Genomic DNA, 22915 nt, shown 5'->3' with positions numbered 1-22915 from the left:
ATTTACTCGCTACGCAAGGATTTTATTGGATTAGCCAGTGCCGCTTTAATTGCCTGGTAACTTATCGTTAATAGCGTGATAATCAGAGCTCCACTGCCAACAGCGGCAAATACCCACCAAGGTAATTGGGTTCGGTATTCGTAGTTTTGTAACCATTTATGAAGAAAATAATACGCAATAGGCGTAGCCAGAAAAAAGGCAATCAGAACCAGAAATACAAAATCTTTAGATAACAAACGCCATATATGAAATACCGGTGCCCCCAGTATTTTGCGGATACCAATTTCTTTGGTTCGCTGCTCCGCCAGAAACGAGGCCAAACCGAACAGACCTAAGCAGGAAATAAAAATGGCGAGAATGGCAAAAAAAGTAGTCAGCTTACCAATGCGTTCTTCATGGCTAAACTTTTTAGCGTATTCTTCATTTACAAATTTATATTCAAAAGGAACCGCAGGATTATATTTTTTATACACTTCTTCTACTCTCCGCAAAGCCTCCCGCGTACCCATTTGCGGAGCCAGTTTAATATTCATGACATTTGCCGACTCGTAATCTATCACAAAGAAAGAAGGACTTACCGGCTCAAAAGGATTGTTTTTAATCATGTCTCGGATAATACCAATAATCCGGTATTTTTTGTTGTTCCAGTAAATAGTTTCGCCGATTGGATTTTTAAGCGCCATTAGTTGTAAGGCAGATTCATTTAAAATTATTGCCGACGAATCGCTGGCAAAGTCTTCGGAAAAATCCCGGCCAGCCATTAATTGCCAGCCTATTGTTTTGCCGTAATCATGGGTAATTCGATTGGCCATTAACAAGGGGTGACTTTCGGGAGATTTGCCCGGCCAATCTACATTCGTTACTCCTCCGTAATCATCGGTTACAGAACCAGTTGATTCGGAAAAAGCAACTACGGCCCGGCTTTGAAATAAGTCGTTTTTTATGGACGCAAACTGCCGGTTTAATTCCGGACTATTTATTCTGACCTCAATTAAGCCGTTGCGACTATACCCCGTCGGGCGATCTTTGGCGTAGTCTATCTGCCGGAAAACGGTAATAATGCCAATAACTAAGGTAATTGAAACCGTAAATTGAAAAACAACTAACATTTTGCGGGGAGCTACTACTGACTGATCAACTTTTAAAGCTCCTTTCAGCACTTTAACCGGTTGGAAGGAAGATAAATACAGCGCCGGATAGCTGCCGGCGATGAAACCGGTAAGTAAACAGAATACCAGGGAAGAAAGCCAGAAAACTGGGTTGGACCACAAAATACGAATATTAGTGTTGGCAACTTCGTTAAAAAAAGGCAAAGCAACCAATACTACCAGGATAGAAATTGAATAAGAGATAGCTACCGTTAGAAGCGACTCACTTAAAAACTGAAATATTAATTGCCGGCGAACCGAACCAATTGCCTTGCGAATGCCTACTTCTTTGGCCCGTTTTTCGCTGCGAGCCGTGCTTAAATTCATAAAATTAATGCAAGCCAGCAGCAATACAAAAACACCCACAATGCCAAATAGCCAGACAAAGTAAATCAGCCCACCGGTGTTAACGCCATTCTGGAAATCGGCGTATAAGTGCCATTTGCTCATGGGGTGCAGGAAAAATTCGGGCTTATACGGCGGCGGATTATCCAGCTTCATCCGGATATCTTTAATTTTTGCCGAAACTTTTTCTACGTTTGCTTGCTCGGTGAGCTGGGCAAAAATTTGAAATGAATTTTCATCCCATTCTTTTTGGGCATTCCGAGCGTAAGAATTCGTAGCCACAAACCACTGCCAGGGAGCCAAAAACAAAACCTCTCTGAAGGAACTATTACCAGGAAAATCTTCGTAAACTCCCGTTACTTTTAACGTTTGCTTATTATCGATTTTGATTACTTTGTTAATAGGATTTTCGGAGCCAAAAAAGGTTTGGGCCAGGGATTGGGAAAGCATGATACTGCGAACGTCGTTCAGGCCATTAGCGGCGCCTGCCAATAATTTCACCGACATAATTGGCACAAAAGCCGGTTCCACGTACATCCCAGTTTTTGTAAATTGCTTTTGTCCATGAGCCAGAATACTTTCCCGGTTAAAGGTAGCGACACTCACTAATTTAAAATCAGGATAGTTATTTCGGAGCTCCTCGGCTAAAGGTATCGGCAAGGAATTGTAGGAAGATTTTTCCGCGTCGAAAGCAACAAATTGCCAGAGTTGCACAATCCTATCGTAATTTTGGTGGTGTTTATTGAACGACAATTCATTCCAAACCCATAGCCCAATCAGCATAGCCACTGCCATACCGGAAGATAAGCCGGCAATATGAAGGAAAGAAGTTGCTTTGTTCCGCAGCAAGTGGCGGTAGGCAATGGTAAAATAGTGCGTTAACATAGTAAAAGGAATAAAGGAGTTTGATGCATGTTCTTGTTTTAATTGGCGTCGTCGCACAAAAGGTGGTAGCACCGAAAATACTGCTAGTACATAGCGCCAATCAGCTTGTCGTTTACCTGCTTGCTGATACCAGTAAACATACAGTTCGGCTAAATCACCTGCTACTTCTTCTAAAGTTTCTGTAGGATGCAGCCTTTGCAGCAGACGAATAACCCAGCGGGGAGGCTGAGGAGTAGGTTTATTAGAATACATCATATGCCAGCGGGTTTAATGGCGTGCGGCGGAACTAATTGCCAGAGTTGCTGACGTAACTCCCAAATATTTTGCAAGGCCCGGCTTCCGGCGGGAGTTAAAGTAAACAAGCGTTTGCGCCGTCCTCCGCGTTCGGCCGTAGCTCCCCCTAGTTGAGAATGTACAAAGCCTTTTTCTTCCAGGCGAATCAGGGTATTGTGCACCGCACCAAAAGTAACTTGCCGACCCGTTTGTTGCTCTAATTCCTGGCTCACGGTTACGCCATAGGCATCTCCATCCAGAATGGCTACCAGCAACAGAATTACTTCTTCAAATTCGCCTAAATAAGTTTTTCTCATTGAGTAAAGTATTATTCTATATTTTGTCGTACAAATAATAGGCCTTTTTTATAAGTAGTTGGTTGTTAACTTTTTAAATTAAATATACCAATCGTAAATAGATTTGAATTGTCTTATTTGCGGACAGAAAGTGTCCGGTTTAGAACATGAATAGAAAGCTGGTAAAAATCAGAAACATTGTACTTTTACTTCCAAGCTTATACTTCTTTAAACGGTTACTTTTCAGGCAAAACTAGTTGTACTACTTTTTTTGCTAATTAGGATATGAAGCATAATAACTTGTTACCAGGAATGGTGAGTTGAAGACGAGGTCTTGATGTTATTTTTCCCGCGACTCTAAATTAGGTCAGCTTATTGGTGCCTTTTCCGTAAAGCAAGTTTGGTGATAGAAAGCCAAATAGAGGTAAACGAATGGATGCAACTGCAGAAAAGAAAAATAAAGTGACTTTGTCCGAGATGTTTCGGGCTTTGCAATACCGCAATTACCGAATCTTCTTCATGGGTCAGGGAGTTTCTTTGGTGGGCACCTGGATGCAGCAAGTAGCCATGAGTTGGCTCGTGTACCGACTAACTAATTCAGTATTGTTATTAGGCGTTTTAGGTTTTGCCGGCCAGGTTCCCGCTTTTCTGCTCGGGCCTTTTGCGGGGGTACTTTCCGATAAGTTTAATAAACACCGCATTTTAATTATTACGCAATCGCTAGCTATGGTACAGGCAACGATTCTGGCCGTACTGGTACTTACCGATACCGTGACCATTTATTGGATTGTGGGTTTAAGTATTTTCCTGGGAATGGTAAATGCTTTTGATACGCCTACGCGGCAGTCGTTCGTCATAAATTTGATTAATAAACGGGAAGATGTCAGCAACGCGATTGCCTTAAATTCTTCGTTGTTTAACGTTGCGCGCTTGGCAGGACCCTCCATAGCCGGACTAGTTATTGCAGCAGTAGGCGAGGGCCTGTGTTTTGCTTTTAATGCCTTCAGTTACGTGGCCGTATTGTTTTCCCTGCTAACAATTAAAGTTGTTAGCAAGCCAACCTCCACTAATAAAGACACTCGCGTATGGGAATCGCTGCGGGAAGGATTCAGGTACGTGGTTGGTTTTCCACCTATCCGAGCTATTTTGATGCAAATAGGCTTAATTAGCTTATTTGGGATGCCTTTTAGCGTATTAATGCCCGTTTTTGCCCGCGATATTCTGCATGGCGGGGCAAATACGCTGGGTTATTTAATGGGTGCTTCCGGCATTGGGGCACTTACGGGTGCTTTGTATCTGGCCAAGCGTCCATCGGTGTTAGGTTTAGGAAAAGTAATAATTACTGCTACTTTAATGCTTGCTTTTGGGCTGATATGCTTTTCTTTTACGCGCCACATTGGGCTGTCGCTGGTATTTATTAGTATAACTGGTTTTGGCATGATTGTGCAAATGGCCGCCAATAATACCATTCTGCAAACCATTGTAGAAGATGATAAACGCGGCCGGGTAATGAGCTTTTATTCCATGGCTTTTCTGGGCATGGCGCCTTTTGGTTCGCTGTTGGCGGGTACCGTGGCCAATCATATTGGCGTACCGAATACCTTACTTATTTGTGGTTGTTTGTGCGGGTTAATTGTTATTCCGTTCGCGATCCAGTTGCCAAAAATGCGCCAGTTGGTACGACCCATTTACCAGCAATTAGGCATTTTACCCCAAGTGGCAACCGGAGTACAAACGGCTTCTAATTTAACCATGGCCCCGGAAAATCGCTAGGGTTTTACCAAATTAAATATTAGAAATTATGAATTAGATATTTAGGCTAAAAGAGGTTCAGGCTAGAATACATGTTCATTTTATTTCAATAAAATAATTTGGTGGCGCACTGGTAAGAAAATTTTAGAAAGTAGGAAAAGAATTAAGAAATAGCTTAATTAGGTTAAATAAATCACCTGCCCCTCCTAAGCTTAGGAGGGACAGGTGATTTATTTACATTTACCAACATTCGATTAGCAGTTATAAATAAACTCTAAAACCTTCCAACCTTTAAACTTTCCAACTTGCAGCTTTTTAACTTTCAACTATTTCCGACTGCTGGATTTTGGTTTAATGGTAAGTTTTTCGCCCGGTGATACACTGAAGTCGGATTTGTTGTTCCATTCCATAATTTCCTTAATGGTAACACCGTATTTTCGCGAGATTTGGTACATGGATTCGCCGGCAGATACTACGTGTTGGGTAGTAATGGTATTGGCAGTAGTAGCTCGCTCTGTAACGGGTGGCATAGTGGCCGCGGTAATGATAGAATTATCGGCTACAGATTTTTTTTGGGCTGGAGTTTTCACGGGAGGTGTAAGCCGTAAGTTTTGACCAATTGACAAGGCCAAGGTACTTAAGCTATTCCAGGTTTGTAGTTGGTTTACCGGAATATCATAAAGCCGGGAGATACTGTACAAAGTTTCACCTTTCGACACCACGTGCTCGGTTATAATTACGGATACCGTATTCGCAGTTTTTTCGGCGGGAGAAGCCATTTCCTCTTTGGCAATTAAAGAAGTAGATGCTTTAGGCGCAGAACTTACCGGGCCGGATTTAAGAAAAACGGAATCCTTGGTGGAGGCGGATGATTTCCGGGTTGGATACAAATCTGGTTTCTGAGGCTCGGAATTGATTTGCGCTACTTCTTTTTCTGGCTCGGAACGGGCTAGCGTGGTATCTATTATCGCATCGTTCCCGGATTCCGAAACCGGAGCAACATCAATAGAAAAAACTGACTCATTTGCTGGTACCTGAATAGAATCGCTGGTTGTGGTTACCTCCGTTCCGGATGTAGAAGGAGTATTAGGAATCACCGGTGCCGTTACTACCGGTTCATTATCTTCTGGCTCTTCATTAACTTCGCTCAGGTTTTCGTCCACTTCTACCGGTTGCGTATCTACCTTCGCTACTTTCTCCGGAGCTGGTTTTACTCCAAAAATATTTGCCAGCTTATCTTCCACGGTGTTTTTAGAAGCTGGCTTGGCAGCAGGAGCAGATGTTTTCGGGGGAGCAGGGTTAGGTTCTTTTTGAGCTATAATAAGTGGTTTAGTTGGCGTTTCTGGTTGCGGAGTGGGTGTTGCAGGTGGAATGTCTTGGTATTCTACCGGCACGTGGCTCGGCCGACGCTGCTGCAACCACATTACCCGACCGGCCAGTAAGGTTTCATTTTTACGCAAGCGGTTATACCAGAGCAAAGACTTTACTTTAACGCCAAATTTTTGGGCTACATTCCAGGTTTGTTCTCCCCCCTGAACCGCATAATAAGCGGTACTTGCTTTACTGCGTTTGCGTTCCAGATAATACGTTTCCCCGGCAATTACTTCATCGCGATTAGTAAGTTCGTTGTATTGCCGGAAACGTTTAAGGCTTACTTTACCTGCCCGGGCCAAATTATCCTGAGAATCGCCTCGGCGGGCTACAATTGCTTGTAAGCCGTTGTAGGTTTTACGAATAGCCGGACCAGCTAAAGAGCCAGACTTACCCGGAATAGAAATGGGCATCCGAGTCTTGTTCACCGCTAAAACGGCTTGTTGCTGATTGGGGTTGGTTATAGGTACTAATACCGTGTAAGGTTTGTTGCCTGGTACTACACTACCGCTCAGCCATTTGTTATATTTCTGGAGTTCGGCGTAGTCGGTTTGAGTAGCCAAAGCAACATCGCTTAAACTTTGGCCAACTGTTACGGGCACTTCTTGAATCACAACCGGCGGATTGGGATTTTTACCGATAGAATTTTCGAAAGCTACTTTATGAGCCAGAAAAGTTAAGATATACCAGTTGGTTTTGCCGGAAACTTCCATTTCTTTGCTATCTACGTGCTCCGGTTTGGCGAACGATTTGGCGCCGGTAAAGCCTAAATAGTAAGATAATAGCGTGTTAAACCAATTTTTATAGTAAGTAGTATTGCTTTTTACCAGGTATTTGGCGGCTCCCCGGCTGGAATTAACAATGTGTTTACGTTCGTCCACATCGGCGTTTATAAGCAAACCATGATCGGCAGCGGCTTCTTTTTTAAATTGCCAGAAACCTACCGCGTTTGAAGTAGAAACCGCATCCGAAACCAGCCCGCTTTCCTGTAAAACCAGGTATTTAAAATCATCGGGTAAACCTTCTTCGGCAAAAATGCGGGATATAATGGGGAAATAAGCATCCGACCGGTCTATTTTAGCCTGAAAATACTGGGGATACTTGAGTAAAGCATCTACCTGTTTCTGGATAGCTTTTCGGGCATCTTCGTTAATCGTTAAATGCTGATCCGCAAAGTAAATGTTATTCGGCACTACTACGGTTTGGGCTTTAGCTGCCAAACAAAACAAACCTAACAGAAGCAATAAGAGATTTTTCCTCATAGTATTCAGCGAAAAGAATTCAAATACGGGTTTACTTAGGCTAATCTGGTTACACGTATGGCTTTGAGGCCGGTATAGTTTGTAGCAGAAAATACAGAAAATAATAAGGATATAACCCAAAAACAAATTACCCTAATTCTGACCGGATAGTAAATTTTTAAGACGATTACTTCTCTACAATTTATCCACAGCTCTTATCCACAACTGACATCGAGCAAACCCGCCAGTTTTTAAAACCTGGCGAATTTTTAATCTGCCAAGCTGTCACATTTTTAAGAAAACGGGTTAGCTGGAATAACTTTTGAAACCGGAGTTTTACCGTAGAACGTAAACGAAAACAGAGTTTATATAAATTAAAGAATGCATTATGGCAGAAAAAGGTAATATTTCGATTCACACCGAGAATATTTTCCCAATAATTAAAAAGTTTTTGTACTCCGATCACGAGATATTTTTGCGCGAGCTGGTATCTAACGCGGTGGATGCCTCGCAAAAAATAAAGCGGTTATCGGCAATTGGGGAGTACAAAGGGGAATTGGGCGACCTGAAGGTAAAAGTAGCCGTTGACAAAGAAGCCCGTACCATTATGGTAAGTGATAATGGTATTGGGATGACCGCCGATGAAATAAAAAAATATATTAACCAGATTGCCTTTTCCGGCGCTACGGAGTTCGTAGAGAAATACAAAGACAAGCCAGATGCGAACCAGATCATTGGTCATTTTGGTTTAGGTTTCTATTCCTCGTTTATGGTAGCCGATACCGTAGAGATTATCTCTCAATCTTACCAGGACGATGCTCCGGCGGCTCACTGGACTTGCGATGGTTCTACGGAATTCACTATTACCGAAGCCGAACGCGCAGAACGAGGCACCGATATCATTTTAAATATAGCCGCTGATTCGGAAGAATTTTTAGACGAAGCCCGCATTCAGACTATTCTGAATAAATATTGCAAATTTTTACCAGTACCGGTTGAGTTTAAAGGCGAAGTAATTAATAATCCCACCCCAATTTGGACCAAATCGCCAGCAGAATTAACCGACGAAGATTACAAGAATTTCTACAAAGAACTGTATCCTTTCTCCGAGGATCCGCTGTTTTGGATTCACCTGAACGTAGATTATCCTTTTAATTTAACGGGCATTCTGTACTTCCCGAAACTAAAAAACGAGTTTGAATTTCAGAAAAACAAAATTCAGCTGTACAGCCGCCAGGTGTTTATTACCGATGAGGTAAAAGATGTAGTACCCGAGTTTTTAATGCTACTGCACGGGGTTATCGACTCACCCGATATTCCGCTGAACGTATCGCGAAGCTTCCTGCAAGCCGATTCGAACGTAAAGAAAATCAATACCTATATCACCAAAAAAGTAGCTGATAAACTGGCCGAAATCTTTAAGAAAGAGCGCGAGAACTTTCAGGATAAATGGAACGACATTAATATTTTCGTGAAGTACGGCATGCTTTCCGACGATAAATTTTACGAAAAAGCCAAAGATTTCGCCCTGGTTCAAAATACCGAAGGTAAATATTTTACCATTGATGAGTATAAAGAATACATTCAGGCCAATCAAAAAGATAAAAGCGATAACCTGGTAATTCTGTATACCAGCGACGAAGAAAAGCAACACGCTTTTGTGGAATCGGCCAAGGACCGTAGCTACGATGTGTTAAAGCTGGATACGATGATTGACAGCCACTTTATTGGCATGTTGGAGCAGAAACTCGAAAAAGTTACCCTGAAGCGCGTAGATGCCGAAACCGTAGATAAACTCATCGAGAAAGACGAAACCAAGGAATCGGTACTGAGCGAAGACGAGAAAACGCAGTTAAAGGAAATCTACGAGAAAGCCATTAACAACACTAACATGCACGTTTCTATCGAGCCGCTTTCGCCGCAAGACCAGCCGGTAATTATCACTTTACCGGAATTTATGCGCCGCATGAAAGACATGAGCCGCACCGGTGGCGGCGGTATGCTATTTATGGGTAATATGCCGGATACGTACAACGTGAGTGTGAATGCCAACCACCCGATTAACCAACGCGTATTGAAAGCGGGTGACGAGAGCAAAGAAAAAATTGCGAAACAAGCCTTTGATTTAGCTTTATTATCGCAAAACATGCTCACTGGTCCGGCTTTAACGGCCTTCGTAAAACGTAGTGTAGAATTGATCGAAAAAGAGTAGTATTTAGACCATTGTCCATAGACCATAATCCATGGCTATTACTTCTTGAATGCCCCTTGGTTTTAGATGAAACCTAAAGAATGATAAGAAGGCCGGAGTAATCCGGTCTTTTTGTTTTTAAGTATGTCTAAAACTTTAAGTTGCCCTTATGCAGCGAGCGTCCTCGATCGCGATATAAAATTTTTAAATTTTTAGTTCGAATTGAAATGGCAAAACTTTAAATGATAACATAGTTTTGTAACCTATACGATTCTTAGTTTTTCTATTCAAAAATTGATAAAAGATTCTATTTGCTCCAGCAATAAGCTTTCGTATAAAGTATTGGTAAGCTCCCCGTTATGCAAGCTTTTAGATATGTAGTTTAAACGCGGTTTGGCGGCTAGTACGTGCATTCCCATGTAATGTAAAACGTCGGTTAAATGGCTTAGAGCTAAAGCACCGCCCTGTGAACCGGTGGATATTCCTACTAATGCGGCTTTTTTATTTTTGAAACTTCCCGGATAACTTAAGCCATCAATAAAAGCTTTTAATACCCCCGGGAATGAGCCATTATATTCCGGCACAATAAAAACAAACTTATCGGTGGTTTCAATTAATTTATTCAGTTCGTTGTATTGTTCATTTTTGCCAGCGTTGTGGTACAAAGCGCTGAAAACAAAATCAGGCGGTAAATCTAACAAATCTAAGATTTGATTAGGCATGTCGCGCTTGTCCAATAAACTCGCGTAGATAGTAGATATAACCCTAGCATTGGAACGGGGACGGTTGGTACCGGATATAATGGTAATCATGAATAAAAAGCTTAATAAATTTAAACCTACGTATTTGCTACCATAAAAAGTACACTTTTGTTTTGAACCAGCGTTTTCAGCAAAAAGGTAAAGTAAGGCTGGTAAATAGTAGTCCATAAAAAAGCGAACCTTCCAGTCCGCTTTTTTTTATTTTCAACTCTTGTATTAACCTACGTTCTCGGAAGTAAGTTTCGCACCCAGGTATTCCCGGTTCAGCATCGCAATGTTTTCCAAGGAAATACCCACCGGACATTCAGCGGCGCAGGAACCAATATTAGAACAAGCGCCAAAGCCTTCGGCATCGTGTTGGGCGAGCATATTCTCTACGCGGGTTTTGCGCTCAACTTTACCTTGCGGCAATAAAGCTAGCTGCGATACCTTGGCACTCACGAATAACATAGCCGAAGCATTTTTACAAGCGGCCACACAAGCACCGCACTGGATACAAGTGGCGGCATCAAAAGCTTTATCGGCAATATCTTTCGGAATTGGAATTTCGTTGGCGTCTGGTACACCGCCGGTATTAACGGAGATGTAACCACCCGCCTGCTGAATACGGTCGAGAGCGGAACGGTCTACGCTTAAATCTTTGTGCACCGGGAAAGCATTGGCACGCCACGGCTCAATGGTAATGGTTTGACCATCCTGGAATTTACGCATGTGCAACTGGCAGGTAGTGGTGCCTTTTTCCGGGCCATGCGCCCTGCCGTTAATGTACATGCTGCACATACCGCAAATACCCTCGCGGCAATCGTGGTCAAAAGCAATCGGGTCTTCACCTTTCAGGGTTAAATCTTCGTTTACCACGTCGATCATTTCCAGGAAAGACATGTCCGGCGAGATATTATTTACTTTATAGGTTACCAGTTTACCTGGGGTTCTCGCGTTTTTTTGACGCCAAACCCGAAGTGTCAGGTTCATTGGCGCTGCGTTGGGATTATTACCAGCCATTTTTATCTTTCAATTATGAATGATGAATAATAAATTAGGAACTATAAATTAGCAATTAGAAACGACTCACTTGCACATAACCTACTTTTTTGTCCATTTCTTATTTGCCTAATTTTAATTTCTAATCCATAATTTCTAATTTTTAATTTAATAAATTATTTATAACTCCGTTGCGTGAGTTTTACATTCTCAAAATCTAGTGCTTCTTTATGCAGGTTTTCCGGTTGGTTGTCGCCAGTATATTCCCAAGCCGCTACGTAGGCAAAATTAGCATCATCGCGGAGAGCTTCGTTTTCCGGAGTTTGGTATTCTTCCCGGAAATGGCCACCGCACGATTCGTTCCGGTTCAGGGCATCGTCCACCATTAGTTCGCCTAATTCCAGAAAATCGGCAACGCGGCCGGCTTTTTCGAGCGTCATGTTCAGTTCCTCATTTTCGCCTAATACCCGCACATTTTGCCAGAAATCAGCGCGAAGTTCGCTTATTTTTTGTTTGGCATGCTGCAAACCCTCGGCGTTACGGGCCATGCCGCAGTAATCCCACATGAGTAAACCCAGTTCTTTATGGTAATGATCGACGGTTTTAGTACCGTTGATCGATAAAAATTTATTAATGCGAGATGTAACTTGTTGTTCCGCTTCTTTAAAAGCCGGGTGATCTGTGGTTACCTTTTCCGTTTTCATCTGAGCCAGGTAATCGCCAATGGTATACGGAATAACAAAATAGCCATCTGCTAAACCTTGCATTAAAGCCGAGGCACCTAAACGGTTAGCCCCGTGATCCGAAAAGTTACATTCACCAGTGGCGTATAAGCCCGGAATAGTCGTCATTAAATTATAATCTACCCATAAACCGCCCATGGTATAATGTACGGCCGGATAAATGCGCATTGGCGATTCATACGGGTTTTCGCCGGTAATTTTGGCGTACATATCAAATAAATTACCGTATTTCTGGCTTACCTTATCTAAACCGTCGCGTTGAATAGCATCGGCAAAATCGAGGTAAACGGCCAGGCCAGTAGATCCTACGCCACGTCCTTCGTCGCAGGCTTGTTTGGCGTTACGGGAGGCTACGTCGCGCGGCACCAAGTTGCCAAACGAAGGATATTTACGTTCCAGGAAGTAATCGCGTTCATTTTCCGGGATGTCTTGTGGTGCCCGTTTGTCGCCCACCGCTTTGGGCACCCAAACGCGACCATCGTTCCGCAACGATTCCGACATTAACGTTAATTTAGACTGGTACTCGCCGGAAACCGGAATACAGGTTGGGTGAATTTGCGTAAAGCACGGATTGCCAAAGAAAGCGCCTTTTTTGTGTGCCCGCCAGATAGCCGTGGTGTTACAACCCATAGCATTAGTGGATAAATAAAAGACGTTGCCATAACCGCCAGTGGCTAAAATTACGGCGTGCGCACTATGCGTTTCAATTTTGCCGGTAATTAGGTGGCGGGTAATAATGCCCCGGGCTTTGCCGTCTACCACTACTAAATCCAGCATTTCAGTACGCGGGAACATTAATACCTTACCCGCTGCAATCTGGCGGTTAAGGGCGCTGTAGGCACCCAGTAGTAATTGTTGTCCGGTCTGGCCACGGGCGTAAAACGTACGCGATACCTGAGCTCCCCCAAACGAACGGTTGGCCAATAACCCACCGTACTCACGGGCAAAGGGTACGCCTTGCGCCACGCATTGATCGATGATGTTTACAGACACTTGCGCCAAACGGTACACGTTGGCTTCCCGGGCCCGATAGTCACCTCCTTTGATAGTGTCGTAAAATAAACGGTACACGCTATCGCCATCGTTCTGGTAGTTTTTAGCGGCATTAATACCGCCTTGCGCCGCAATACTGTGGGCGCGGCGGGCACTATCCTGGTAGCAGAACGCTTTTACATTATATCCCAGTTCGGCCAAAGTAGCCGCCGCCGAAGCACCGGCCAGACCGGTACCTACCACAATAATATCGTATTTTCTTTTATTGGCCGGGTTTACCAGCTTCACGTTAAATTTATGTTTTTCCCACTTTTCGGCTAATGGGCCTTCGGGAATCTTTGCATCTAATAGCATATAAGCAGATGAATTAAATTATCGCTGAAAGAAAAAGTAAAGTGGCATGGCGGCAAAACCCAAACATACCAATATAGAGAAACCATAGCCGATGGCTTGAATAGCCGGCGTGTACTTTTTATGATTCAGGCCCAACGTTTGGAAAGCACTCGCAAAACCGTGGATTAAATGAAAGCACAATGCCGCCATGGCAATTACGTAAATAGTGACGTACCACCAAATCTGAAAGGATTCCACGACTACCGAGTACAAATCCTCATATTCTTCCCCTTCAATCGTCTGTACCGGTAAGTCGCCGAACCGGGCGCGCCAGAAAAAGTTATACAAGTGAATTAGTAAAAAAACTAAAATTACCGTACCCAGCAAACCCATATTCCGCGACGACCAGTTACTGTTCTGATCGAGGTGATTAACGGCATAACCCACTGACCGGGCCGATTTATTACGCCGGGTTAGCGCCAGGGCATCCCAGATATGGAACGCAAAACCGGCCAAGAGTACCAACTCCAGGGTGCGAATAACCGGGTTATGGCCCATGAACTTAGAATAAATGTTAAAAGCTTCGCCGCCATCGTCTTTAAATAACTGCAGGTTGCCGATTAAATGAACCACTAAAAAGGAACAGAGAAACAGGCCCGTTAGGGACATAATAAGTTTTCTGCCAATAGTACTGGAAAACGTTTTTGTGAACCAACTCATTTATACAAATAAAGTTTAAGTGATAGGTTAAGCATTGTTTTGTTACGTGTTCAAAGGTAATGGCGGAGGGTATATAAAACAAAACAAATGCATATTTTGAATGAATCTAAATTAGAGAAATTAGACCCGTTTATATTCTGATTTCCGCTGTATCTATAACAGTATTTATTTTTGTTTTGTTACTAAATTCTCCTATGTTTCTTTAACTATAATATTGGACAGAATACCTTTTAACAAGGCTTGGCTTAAAGAAAACTTTTAGAAGTAATTTTTAAATAAATAACCGTAAGTAAAGTGTTTTCTTTTCTTTATCCTTTAAGAGTAAATAATTCCGTGGAATAATATTAATATTACCAGCACCTACGTTTTATTATTAAAATCCTTTTCTATGCGCATAAACTTACTCTCTAAAACTGCCGTGCCAGTTTTCTGCGCATGGTTGTTGGTTTGGTGTTTGGTTTTTTCTACCAAAGTGCAGGCTACGCACATCCGGGCCGGCGAAATAACTGCTCAAAGTGATACCACCCTTCCCGTCGCTAACCGAAACCCTCTCCGGTACTTTTTTAAGTTAGTACAATACGCGGATAAAAACTCAAATGCCGACAATGAGTACGCCATCGTAAGCTTTGGCGACGGAACCTCCACGAGTACCCCGGCCAGCAAGGAAGGCGTCAAGCGGTTTTCCAAAGTTTTGATTACGCCAGACACTTACCAGAATGTCTATTATTTTGAACATGTTTACTCTGGCCCAGGTATTTTTACGCTGGTTTATTACGAAGTAAACCGCAGTAAAAACGTGGTAAACATGACCAATTCTACAGATCAGGATTTTGTGATAAAAACTACCATTACCATTGATTTATTTGTACCCATTAACCATACGCCCCAACTATTAGTACCACCCATTGACTTTGCTACTCTGGGACAACTCTTTGTGCATAATCCTGGTGCCTTTGATGCTGATGGCGACAGCATTGCTTTCCGGTTATTTCCTTCGCAACAAAACTTGAACGAGGACAGAAATAATCCCATGATAACCGATGTATTTGGCTTTCAATATCCTAATAACTTTGGAGGTACAGCTTTACCTAATCCACCAGGTGGTCCACCCACTTTTACCATTGATGCCATTACCGGCCAAATTACCTGGAACACGCCCGGGCGCTTAGGGGATTATAACGTAGCTTTTTTTGTGGAAGAATGGCGAGACGGGCGTAAAATTGGGGAGGTGCTGCGCGATATGCAAATCCGGGTTTTGCCCACCGAAAATAGGCCACCAGTGCTTAACCAGAAAGACCTCTGCGTGGTAGCTGGAACTACTATAAGTGAAATTATTACGGCTACAGATCCAGATCCCGGAAACATTTTAGAAATAAAGGCATACAGTGGTATTTTGCCGCCGGCCTTATTTAACCAAATTAATAACAATACCGCTACATTCAAATGGCAAACCAATTGTTCCGATGTCCGGGATAAGCCTTACCAAGTAGTTTTTCGGGCAGTTGACAATGCTCCTCTTCCGTTGGCCGACATAAAACCATGGAATATAAGAGTAATTGGCCCGGCACCGCAAAATTTTACAGCAACTATCGAAGGAGGAGGAATTCGTTTGAACTGGCAAAACTACGAGTGCCAAGGCGCCGAGAAACTATATATTTACCGCAAGGAAGGCGAGTCCAATTTTGTGCCTGCCGTGTGTATTACCGGAGTACCACCTTCTTCAGGCTTTGTCCGGATTGGGGAAGTAAATAAAAATGATGTTACCTTTTACGACAATGGTATTGCTGGTGGTTTAAAACGGGGCCAAACCTATTGCTATACCATTTACGCGGCCTGGCCGACTCCCGGCAACGGCGAAAGTTTAGCTGCCGTACCGGCCTGCGTAGTTTTACCGGACGATGTGCCTTTATTAACCAAAGTTAGTGTAACCGAAACAGCCACTACTACCGGTAAAATTTTAGTAGAATGGACTAAGCCAAGCGAAGTTATAGGGTTAACTTCTCCCTTAGAATACCGACTTTCCCGCGCCGAAGGACAGGTAGGAGCCATTGCTGCTTATACACCCGTATTTCAGACTAATAATCTGGATGAACTTACATTTACCGATACTAACCTGAATACCGAAGAACTGGCCTATACCTACAAAATAGAGCTATTTCACTCCCCAACGAGCGGAACACCGACGGCTTTAGTCGATACCGCTTCTCCGGGGTCGAGCGTCCGGCTAACTACATCGTCCGAAAGGGGCGCCATTAGCTTAAACTGGACCTACCAGGTACCCTGGAATAATACCGCCCGCAAGCACTTAATTTACCGGCAAATTAACAATGCTTTTATCCTTATCGATAGCGTGGATGCTACCATTAATGGAGGCACGTACGTGGACCGGGGTACTTATAATAACCAGCCACTGCAAGAAAATCAGGAATATTGTTACTACGTTATTACCAAAGGGCGGTACGCCATTCCTAGAATCCCGAATTTACTGCTCAACAATAGCCAGATTTCCTGCGTGCTTATGGAGGATGTAACCGCTCCTTGTCCACCGGTACTTAGTTTAAATGAAATAAACTGCGACCAGTTAGACGAAGAGTCTCCAATTCAAAATTTATTAACCTGGGTACCGAATATAACAGCCCCCTGCAGTCCGGATATTGCTTATTACACTATTTATTATAAGGCTTCTCTCGCCAGCGCGTATGATTCTATTGGTTTCACGGCGCCGGAAATTACCACGTTTGTGCATCAAAATTTAACATCGTTTGCGGGTTGTTACGTGGTAACTGCCACAGATGCAGCGGGCAATGAGAGTACATTAAGCAACGAAGTGTGTAAAGAAAACAGTTGTTTTTACTTTAGCTTACCCAATATTTTTACGCCAAACGGCGACAATAAAAACGACGTGTTTAAACCCGACGAAAAACGCCCAAGTTTTATTAAGGCCACGAAGTTTACGGTGTTTAATCGTTGGGGCGCTAAGCTCTACGAAAACAGCGCTGATCCGAAAATCAATTGGCAGGGAGTAGATAAAAGCGGTAACCGGGTACCCGATGGCATTTACTATTACCAGGCCGAAGTAGAGTTTTATGCCTTAGATCCGCAGAATGCCCGCAAAACGTACAAAGGCTGGGTGGAAATAGTACGATAGGGTGTTGGTTTAAAAGTTGGAAAGTTAAAAGTTGTTTTTCTTGACAATTATAAGGGAAAGGCTGGAGGAAAATCCGGTCTTTTCTGTTTTGCGGGATTACTAGTTATTTTAATTTTACCACCTTATAGTAATAGTAACCACTAATTTGCGCATAACTGACTAACTCAATTTAACTTTATTAGTAAAATTGAGTTAGCTTATAACAAGTACGGTTGACTATAATAAGTAAAGTAACGGCAATAGAAAGTAACTGTGCTAATACCAAAAACTTCTTAGCTAGTATTTTTATTTTGAAAATTATAAAAATCAAAAAAACTATACCTGTTTTGTTCCTTGCAGGAGTATTCTTTTTTACTATTGCCGGTTGCGAGAAAGAAGAATTTGATTGCGGGTGTAAAAATCCTACCGTACGTACTCTTGCTAACGCTAAGGGAACTTTACACTACAATTCGGAAAGGAACCAGTATATTATTGTCGATCAAACTTCCGATAATATGGAGAGCTTCCATTTTATCTGTTCTACTACCAAGCAATTAAGAAAACTAGCTAGAAATCATAAGAATTCATCGATTAAGGTTATTTACAGCGGCGATGAAAAATCTACGTGTATAGATGAAGCGCCCGCCGGACCTACTGACAGAGTAAATTACAATTTTAAATTAACGGGTATTAAAATCAATAAAGAATGATTATGAAGGAACAAGTAATTAAGATATGTTTAAGGATATACAACAAGTTGGCTACTAACTTAGGATTATTGTTTACAACCCCAAACATACATTGCTTTTTATTAAATTATTATAATTAATAATATTAATATTACTCACACCTTCGTTCTATTGCTAAAAAGCTTTTCTATGCGCATAAATTTACCCTCCAAAACAGCCATACCGGTTTTCTGCTTATGTGTGCTGGTTTGGTGTTTGGGCTTTTCAACCAAGGTGCAGGCCACGCACATCCGGGCCGGCGAAATTATTGCTCAAAGTGATACTACCTTACCCGTAGCTAATCGAAATCCGCTGCGCTACTTTTTTAAAATGGTGCAATACGCCGATGTTAACTCCCAAGCCGATAATCCTCAATCTACAGTGAGCTTTGGTGATGGTACCATTTCGCAACCACCTAATGGAGACCGGGCAAGGCACGAAAAAATTACTCCTGATACCTGGCGTAACGTTTATTATTTTGAACATACTTATTCCGGACCGGGTACTTACACCATTATATATTACGAAGTAAACCGCAGTAAAAACGTGGTTAACATGACTCAATCCGATCAGCAGGATTTTGTTATAAAAACTACGCTTACCATTGATTTATTCGAACCGATTAACCACACCCCTCAATTATTAGTCCCGCCCATTGATGTGGCTACTTCAGGTCAGTTATACGTGCATAATCCGGGGGCTTTTGATGCCGACGGCGACAGCATTGCTTTCCGGTTATTTCCCTCGCAACAAAATTTAACGGATGATATTAGCAACCCCATACTAGCCAATGTATTTGGGTTTCAGTGGCCGAATATGTTTGGTGGTACGGCTTTGCCCAATCCACCGGGTGGTCCGCCCACGTTCACCATTGATGCGATTACGGGCCAAATTACCTGGAATACCCCGGGGCGCCTAGGCGACTACAACGTAGCTTTTTTTGTGGAAGAATGGCGCGATGGGCGTAAAATCGGGGAAGTGCTGCGCGATATGCAAATCCGGGTTTTGCCCACTGAAAATAGACCGCCGGTGCTTAACCAGAAAGATCTCTGCGTGGTGGCCGGAACTACTATAAGTGAAATTATTACGGCTAACGATCCGGACCCTGGAAATATCTTGAAGATACAAGCCTACGGTGGTATTTTGCCCCCGGCCCTATTTAACCAGATTAATAACAACAACGGGCAATTTAACTGGCTTACCAGTTGTACCGATGTCCGGGATAAACCTTACCAGGTAGTATTTCGGGCAGTAGATAATGCGGCCGTACCGCTGGCGGACTTAAAGCCCTGGAGCATTCGGGTAATTGGGCCGGCTCCGCAGGGTTTAACGGCCACCATTGAAGGAGGAGGAATCCGGTTGAACTGGCAAAATTACGAATGCCAGAACGCCGAGAAATTATTCATTTACCGCAAAGAAGGCGAGTCAGATTTTGTTCCCCAAATATGCATTACCGGCGTACCCGCCTCCACTGGTTTTGTACGAGTGGGAGAGGTAAACAATGGAGTAGTTACCTTTTACGATAATGGCATAGCCGGTGGCTTAAAAAGAGGACAAACTTATTGTTATACTATTTACGCCGCCTGGGCACCTCCGGGCAATGGCGAAAGTTTAGCGGCTCCGCCGGTATGCATTACCTTGCCCGATAATGTACCCATGCTTACCAACGTAAGTGTTACGGAAACTTCCCCTACTACCGGTAAAATATTAGTTAAATGGACCAAGCCGCACGAAGGCGTGGAAGGTTTAACGCCGCCCTTGCAATACCGTTTATCCCGGGCCGAAGGGCAGGTAGGTACCGTGGCAGCTTTTGCCCAAATTTACCAAACCAACAATTTAAACGATACTACCTACACGGATACTAACCTGAATACCGAGGTTAATGCCTATACCTATAAGATCGAGTTTTTCCATTCACCTAATGGCGGTACTCCAACAGCATTAGTAGACACTGCCTCCCCGGGTTCGAGTGTGCGCCTCACTACGGTATCGGAAAACAAAACAAACATTCTCACCTGGACTTACCGCGTACCGTGGAATAATACCGCACGGAAGCATTTAATTTACCGGCGCATTGATAACAACTTTGTATTAATAGACAGTGTGGACGCTACCATTAACGGCGGCACGTACACGGATCAGGGTACTTTTAATAACCAACCTTTGCAGGAAAATCAGGAATATTGTTACTACGTTACCACCAAAGGCCGTTACTCCAATCCCAGAATTCCGTATTTACTACTCAACGATAGTCAGATTTCCTGTGTCCTGTTCGAGGATGTAACGGCACCGTGCCCGCCAGTACTTAGCTTAAATGAACTGGATTGCGATAAGTTAACGGCCAATACTCCTATTCAGAACATCTTAACTTGGGTACCAAATGTTACGCCGCCGTGTAGTAAGGATATTGCCTATTATACTATTTATTTTAAAGCTTCGCCGGAAAGTGAGTACGACTCCATTGCCTTTACCGGCCCGGATATTACTACGTACACGCACCAGAATCTAACGTCGTTTGCGGGTTGCTATGTAGTTACGGCCACCGATGCATCCGGCAATGAAAGCGCCGTAAGTAATGAAGTTTGTAAAGACAACTGCTTCTATTTTAGTTTGCCAAACATTTTTACACCGAATAACGATGGTAAAAACGACGTGTTTAAACCCGATGATAAACGACCTAGCTTTATAAAATCGACGAAGTTTACCGTATTTAACCGCTGGGGCGCAAAGTTGTACGAAGGCAGCTCCGATCCGCTCATTAACTGGAAAGGGTTAGATAATAACGGCAATAAAGTACCAGATGGCGTCTATTACTACCAGGCCGAGGTTGAGTTCTTTACCTTAGATCCTAAAAATGCCCGCAAAACTTACAAAGGCTGGGTAGAAATAGTGCGGTAAAAAAGCTGTCTTTCTTCTAACAATAAAAATAAAAGTCCGGCAAACCCGGACTTTTATTTTTATTTCCTCCCAACAATCATAATCAAAGAGTTTGCTTGCCTTTATGTTATCAACTATACAGGAAAGGAGTTATGCTTCAGGTGGAAGTAGAATTTAATTTTGTATAAATAGTATTAGCGTATACACTACTTAAAAGCAAGTTTATTTAATTTCTTTTGGATTGTTTGTTTATCCGTTTGCGTTTTGGCCAAGGTATACGCTCTTTCATAATAGATTTTAGCTTTAGCAGTATCTATATCCAAGTAAAGTTCTCCGAGTAAAGTGTAGTAATAAGGGTTATGAGTAAGCTGTAATTTTTCGGCCTGAATTAGGGCTTCTTGCTTGTTATTTGCTTTAGCAAGCGCATAGGTTCGGTTGAGAGCAGCAATCGGAGAATATTCTAGTAATAATAATTGGTTGTACAATTGTAAAATAGATTCCCACTTTTCTGGAGTATCTGCTTTTATGGTGTGCCAGTAGGCAATACTCGCTTCTAAGTGGTATTTAGAAATTTTATTACCTTGAGCAGCTTGGCGCAGAAAGTATATTCCTTTCGAAATTAACTCCTTATTCCAAAGTGTTTCGTCTTGCTCTTGGTACAAAATTATTTCCCCGTTATTATCTTTCCGAGCCGGAAACCGGGAAGCATGAAAACACATTAAAGACAATAAAGCATTTACGGCGGGCTGGTTCGTTTTTTCGTTTTGAAGGAGCAAGTAAGTGAGGCGCATGGCTTCTAAGCAAAGGTCCTCCCGCAAAACAACATCCCGACTTTCAGAATAATAACCTTCGTTGTAAAATAAGTATAAGGTTGTCAGAACTGTTTCCAATCGATTATCTATCTCTGCTTCCGGCGGCAATTCTATTTGTATCTTTGCCTCGCGTAATTTTTCTTTTGCCCGAAATAAGCGTTTGTTAATAACTTCTTTATTCGTTAAAAAGGCATTGGCTATTTCCTCAATCCCAAAACCTCCTAAAAAACGCAAAGCCAAACTAATTTGTGCCTCCGGAGCAATAACCGGATGACAAACTGCAAATAACATCTGCAGCTGACTATCTTTAATAATTTGATCTGATAAGTCCAGATTTATTTCCGGGCTTTGGGTAGCAGTAGATTTTATTTTGTGTGCAATTTTTTCCGTATAATGGTGGTGGCGAGTAAGATAGTTTTTAGCTTTATTTTTAGCTACTGCGTACAGCCAGGCAGTAGAGTTTTCCGGAATTCCTTTATAAGGCCAAGTCTCCAGGGCAGCGATAAAGGTTTCGCTGGCAATATCTTCAGCTATTTCAAGGTGTTCCAATCCTAAAAACTTTCCTATAACGGCTACTATTTTGCTGTATTCGGTCCGAAATAAATGGGGTACTAACTCGTGTGACATAATAAAAAAACGCTTCCGTTAAACTACAGAAGCGTTTAAAGCAGTTAATGAATGGTATCGTGTTGAATGGTATCGTTTTTTGCTATTTTCCGGACCTCTACACTATTACCATGGCCCTGCAATACCGGACAACCTTTGGCAAATTCAACGGCTTCGTCAACAGAATGGGCTTTTACAATAATGTAGCCGCCTATAGTTTCTTTAATGTCTCCGAAAGGTCCATTGGTCACTAGGTTGTTGGGTCTTACTACCCGGGCATCCTCAAATGGTAAGCCATTACCCCCGCTAAATTTGTTCTGAGCCGCAATACCACCAATCCAGTCCATAGTTTGTTTCATCCAGGTTTGTATTTGCTCCGGCGAAGCTATTTTTTGCCCATCTTCGTGCCGAAAAATTAAAAGAAATTCATCCATTTTGTTAGTGTTTAAAGTTGTGAATATACTTACTACAACCTTATATCAATTGACTCAAACCAAATTGGACATTATTAGAAGAAATTTATAAAATTTTATCCCTTTTGCCAAACAATGGCAAAATACCTGTTTAAAAAGAATTCCCTCCATTTAAATACCTGTTTATAAATCCTTAATCTGTCTAAATCTTTATTCTGAATACCTTTTAGATTTTATATTATATATAATTATATAAATATAAGGATTGGATAATGACAAATATTTTATTGTGCATTGTTGAGCCTGCTATTTTTAGCCC

General features: G+C 42.4%; 14 protein-coding genes. 5 read left to right on the top strand and 9 right to left on the bottom strand.

Annotation, left to right across the window (positions count from 1 at the left end; translation table 11 throughout):
* Nucleotides 1-2 precede the first annotated feature (2 nt).
* Together AHMF7605_RS00815 and AHMF7605_RS00810 are read right to left on the bottom strand one after the other, a co-directional pair.
* Entirely contained in the window at nt 3-2633 is a 2631-nt protein-coding gene (locus AHMF7605_RS00815) for an ABC transporter permease (RefSeq protein ID WP_317046485.1), read from the bottom strand.
* The gene (locus AHMF7605_RS00810) at nt 2630-2968 is read right to left on the bottom strand and encodes a PadR family transcriptional regulator (RefSeq protein ID WP_106925522.1); all 339 of its coding nucleotides are present in this window, start codon (nt 2966-2968) and stop codon (nt 2630-2632) included. Before AHMF7605_RS00810 ends, AHMF7605_RS00815 begins: the two co-directional genes overlap by 4 nt.
* Before the next feature lie 411 nt (nt 2969-3379).
* Between AHMF7605_RS00810 and AHMF7605_RS00805 the strand changes: the two genes are divergently transcribed.
* On the top strand, nt 3380-4720 hold the full coding sequence (locus AHMF7605_RS00805; RefSeq protein ID WP_106925520.1) for an MFS transporter: 1341 nt from the start codon (nt 3380-3382) through the stop codon (nt 4718-4720).
* A 305-nt stretch (nt 4721-5025) separates the two neighbouring features.
* On the opposite strand, the gene AHMF7605_RS00800 is transcribed toward AHMF7605_RS00805, so the two are convergent.
* A complete protein-coding gene (locus AHMF7605_RS00800; protein ID WP_146153480.1) occupies nt 5026-7332 on the bottom strand; it encodes a LysM peptidoglycan-binding domain-containing protein in 2307 nt (768 codons plus the stop codon).
* 367 nt (nt 7333-7699) lie between these two features.
* Between AHMF7605_RS00800 and htpG the strand changes: the two genes are divergently transcribed.
* Nucleotides 7700-9523 (top strand): molecular chaperone HtpG, encoded by a 1824-nt coding sequence (gene htpG / locus AHMF7605_RS00795; RefSeq protein WP_106925516.1) that lies wholly within the window; start codon nt 7700-7702, stop codon nt 9521-9523.
* A gap of 266 nt (nt 9524-9789) precedes the next feature.
* Here the strand turns inward: htpG and AHMF7605_RS00790 are convergent, their stop codons facing one another.
* The 4 genes from AHMF7605_RS00790 to AHMF7605_RS00775 all read right to left on the bottom strand — a co-directional run bounded on the left by AHMF7605_RS00790 (nt 9790) and on the right by AHMF7605_RS00775 (nt 14033).
* Complete coding sequence (locus AHMF7605_RS00790) at nt 9790-10314, bottom strand: NADPH-dependent FMN reductase (RefSeq protein ID WP_106933301.1); 525 nt, start codon at nt 10312-10314, stop codon at nt 9790-9792.
* Between the two features lie 165 nt (nt 10315-10479).
* Nucleotides 10480-11235, bottom strand: a complete 756-nt coding sequence (locus AHMF7605_RS00785) for a succinate dehydrogenase/fumarate reductase iron-sulfur subunit (protein ID WP_106933300.1) — start codon at nt 11233-11235, stop codon at nt 10480-10482.
* A 185-nt stretch (nt 11236-11420) separates the two neighbouring features.
* On the bottom strand, nt 11421-13334 hold the full coding sequence (locus AHMF7605_RS00780; RefSeq protein ID WP_106925514.1) for a fumarate reductase/succinate dehydrogenase flavoprotein subunit: 1914 nt from the start codon (nt 13332-13334) through the stop codon (nt 11421-11423).
* 18 nt (nt 13335-13352) lie between these two features.
* Nucleotides 13353-14033, bottom strand: coding sequence for a succinate dehydrogenase cytochrome b subunit (locus AHMF7605_RS00775; RefSeq protein WP_106925512.1), 681 nt, complete (start codon nt 14031-14033; stop codon nt 13353-13355).
* Nucleotides 14034-14421: 388 nt separating this feature from the next.
* Between AHMF7605_RS00775 and AHMF7605_RS00770 the strand changes: the two genes are divergently transcribed.
* From AHMF7605_RS00770 to AHMF7605_RS00760, 3 genes are all read left to right on the top strand, one after another.
* A complete protein-coding gene (locus AHMF7605_RS00770; protein WP_106925510.1) occupies nt 14422-17181 on the top strand; it encodes a T9SS type B sorting domain-containing protein in 2760 nt (919 codons plus the stop codon).
* 212 nt (nt 17182-17393) lie between these two features.
* Complete coding sequence (locus AHMF7605_RS00765) at nt 17394-17870, top strand: hypothetical protein (RefSeq protein WP_106925508.1); 477 nt, start codon at nt 17394-17396, stop codon at nt 17868-17870.
* A 168-nt stretch (nt 17871-18038) separates the two neighbouring features.
* Nucleotides 18039-20786 carry a T9SS type B sorting domain-containing protein gene (locus AHMF7605_RS00760; RefSeq protein ID WP_106925506.1) on the top strand — a complete coding sequence of 916 codons (2748 nt, stop codon included), beginning with the start codon at nt 18039-18041 and terminating at the stop codon, nt 20784-20786.
* A gap of 185 nt (nt 20787-20971) precedes the next feature.
* On the opposite strand, the gene AHMF7605_RS00755 is transcribed toward AHMF7605_RS00760, so the two are convergent.
* Nucleotides 20972-22204, bottom strand: coding sequence for an RNA polymerase sigma factor (locus AHMF7605_RS00755; protein ID WP_199200171.1), 1233 nt, complete (start codon nt 22202-22204; stop codon nt 20972-20974).
* A 44-nt stretch (nt 22205-22248) separates the two neighbouring features.
* Nucleotides 22249-22617: a YciI family protein gene (locus AHMF7605_RS00750; RefSeq protein WP_106925502.1), complete on the bottom strand. Its 369-nt coding sequence runs from the start codon at nt 22615-22617 to the stop codon at nt 22249-22251.
* Nucleotides 22618-22915: the final 298 nt, after the last annotated feature.

Source organism: Adhaeribacter arboris, from assembly GCF_003023845.1.
Lineage (GTDB): Bacteria > Bacteroidota > Bacteroidia > Cytophagales > Hymenobacteraceae > Adhaeribacter > Adhaeribacter arboris.
Note: the sequence above shows the minus strand (reverse complement) of the source record. Positions and strands in the feature narration are given on the sequence as shown.

What these genes read in the sequence shown, in the direction of transcription:
- AHMF7605_RS00770 (WP_106925510.1), top strand. Translation starts at nt 14,422, where the DNA reads ATGCGCATAAACTTACTCTCTAAAACTGCCGTGCCAGTTTTCTGCGCA.
- AHMF7605_RS00800 (WP_146153480.1), bottom strand. Translation starts at nt 7,332, where the DNA reads ATGAGGAAAAATCTCTTATTGCTTCTGTTAGGTTTGTTTTGTTTGGCA.
- AHMF7605_RS00810 (WP_106925522.1), bottom strand. Translation starts at nt 2,968, where the DNA reads ATGAGAAAAACTTATTTAGGCGAATTTGAAGAAGTAATTCTGTTGCTG.
- AHMF7605_RS00780 (WP_106925514.1), bottom strand. Translation starts at nt 13,334, where the DNA reads ATGCTATTAGATGCAAAGATTCCCGAAGGCCCATTAGCCGAAAAGTGG.
- AHMF7605_RS00755 (WP_199200171.1), bottom strand. Translation starts at nt 22,204, where the DNA reads ATGTCACACGAGTTAGTACCCCATTTATTTCGGACCGAATACAGCAAA.
- AHMF7605_RS00815 (WP_317046485.1), bottom strand. Translation starts at nt 2,633, where the DNA reads ATGATGTATTCTAATAAACCTACTCCTCAGCCTCCCCGCTGGGTTATT.
- AHMF7605_RS00805 (WP_106925520.1), top strand. Translation starts at nt 3,380, where the DNA reads ATGGATGCAACTGCAGAAAAGAAAAATAAAGTGACTTTGTCCGAGATG.
- AHMF7605_RS00775 (WP_106925512.1), bottom strand. Translation starts at nt 14,033, where the DNA reads ATGAGTTGGTTCACAAAAACGTTTTCCAGTACTATTGGCAGAAAACTT.
- htpG (WP_106925516.1), top strand. Translation starts at nt 7,700, where the DNA reads ATGGCAGAAAAAGGTAATATTTCGATTCACACCGAGAATATTTTCCCA.
- AHMF7605_RS00750 (WP_106925502.1), bottom strand. Translation starts at nt 22,617, where the DNA reads ATGGATGAATTTCTTTTAATTTTTCGGCACGAAGATGGGCAAAAAATA.
- AHMF7605_RS00785 (WP_106933300.1), bottom strand. Translation starts at nt 11,235, where the DNA reads ATGAACCTGACACTTCGGGTTTGGCGTCAAAAAAACGCGAGAACCCCA.
- AHMF7605_RS00790 (WP_106933301.1), bottom strand. Translation starts at nt 10,314, where the DNA reads ATGATTACCATTATATCCGGTACCAACCGTCCCCGTTCCAATGCTAGG.
- AHMF7605_RS00760 (WP_106925506.1), top strand. Translation starts at nt 18,039, where the DNA reads ATGCGCATAAATTTACCCTCCAAAACAGCCATACCGGTTTTCTGCTTA.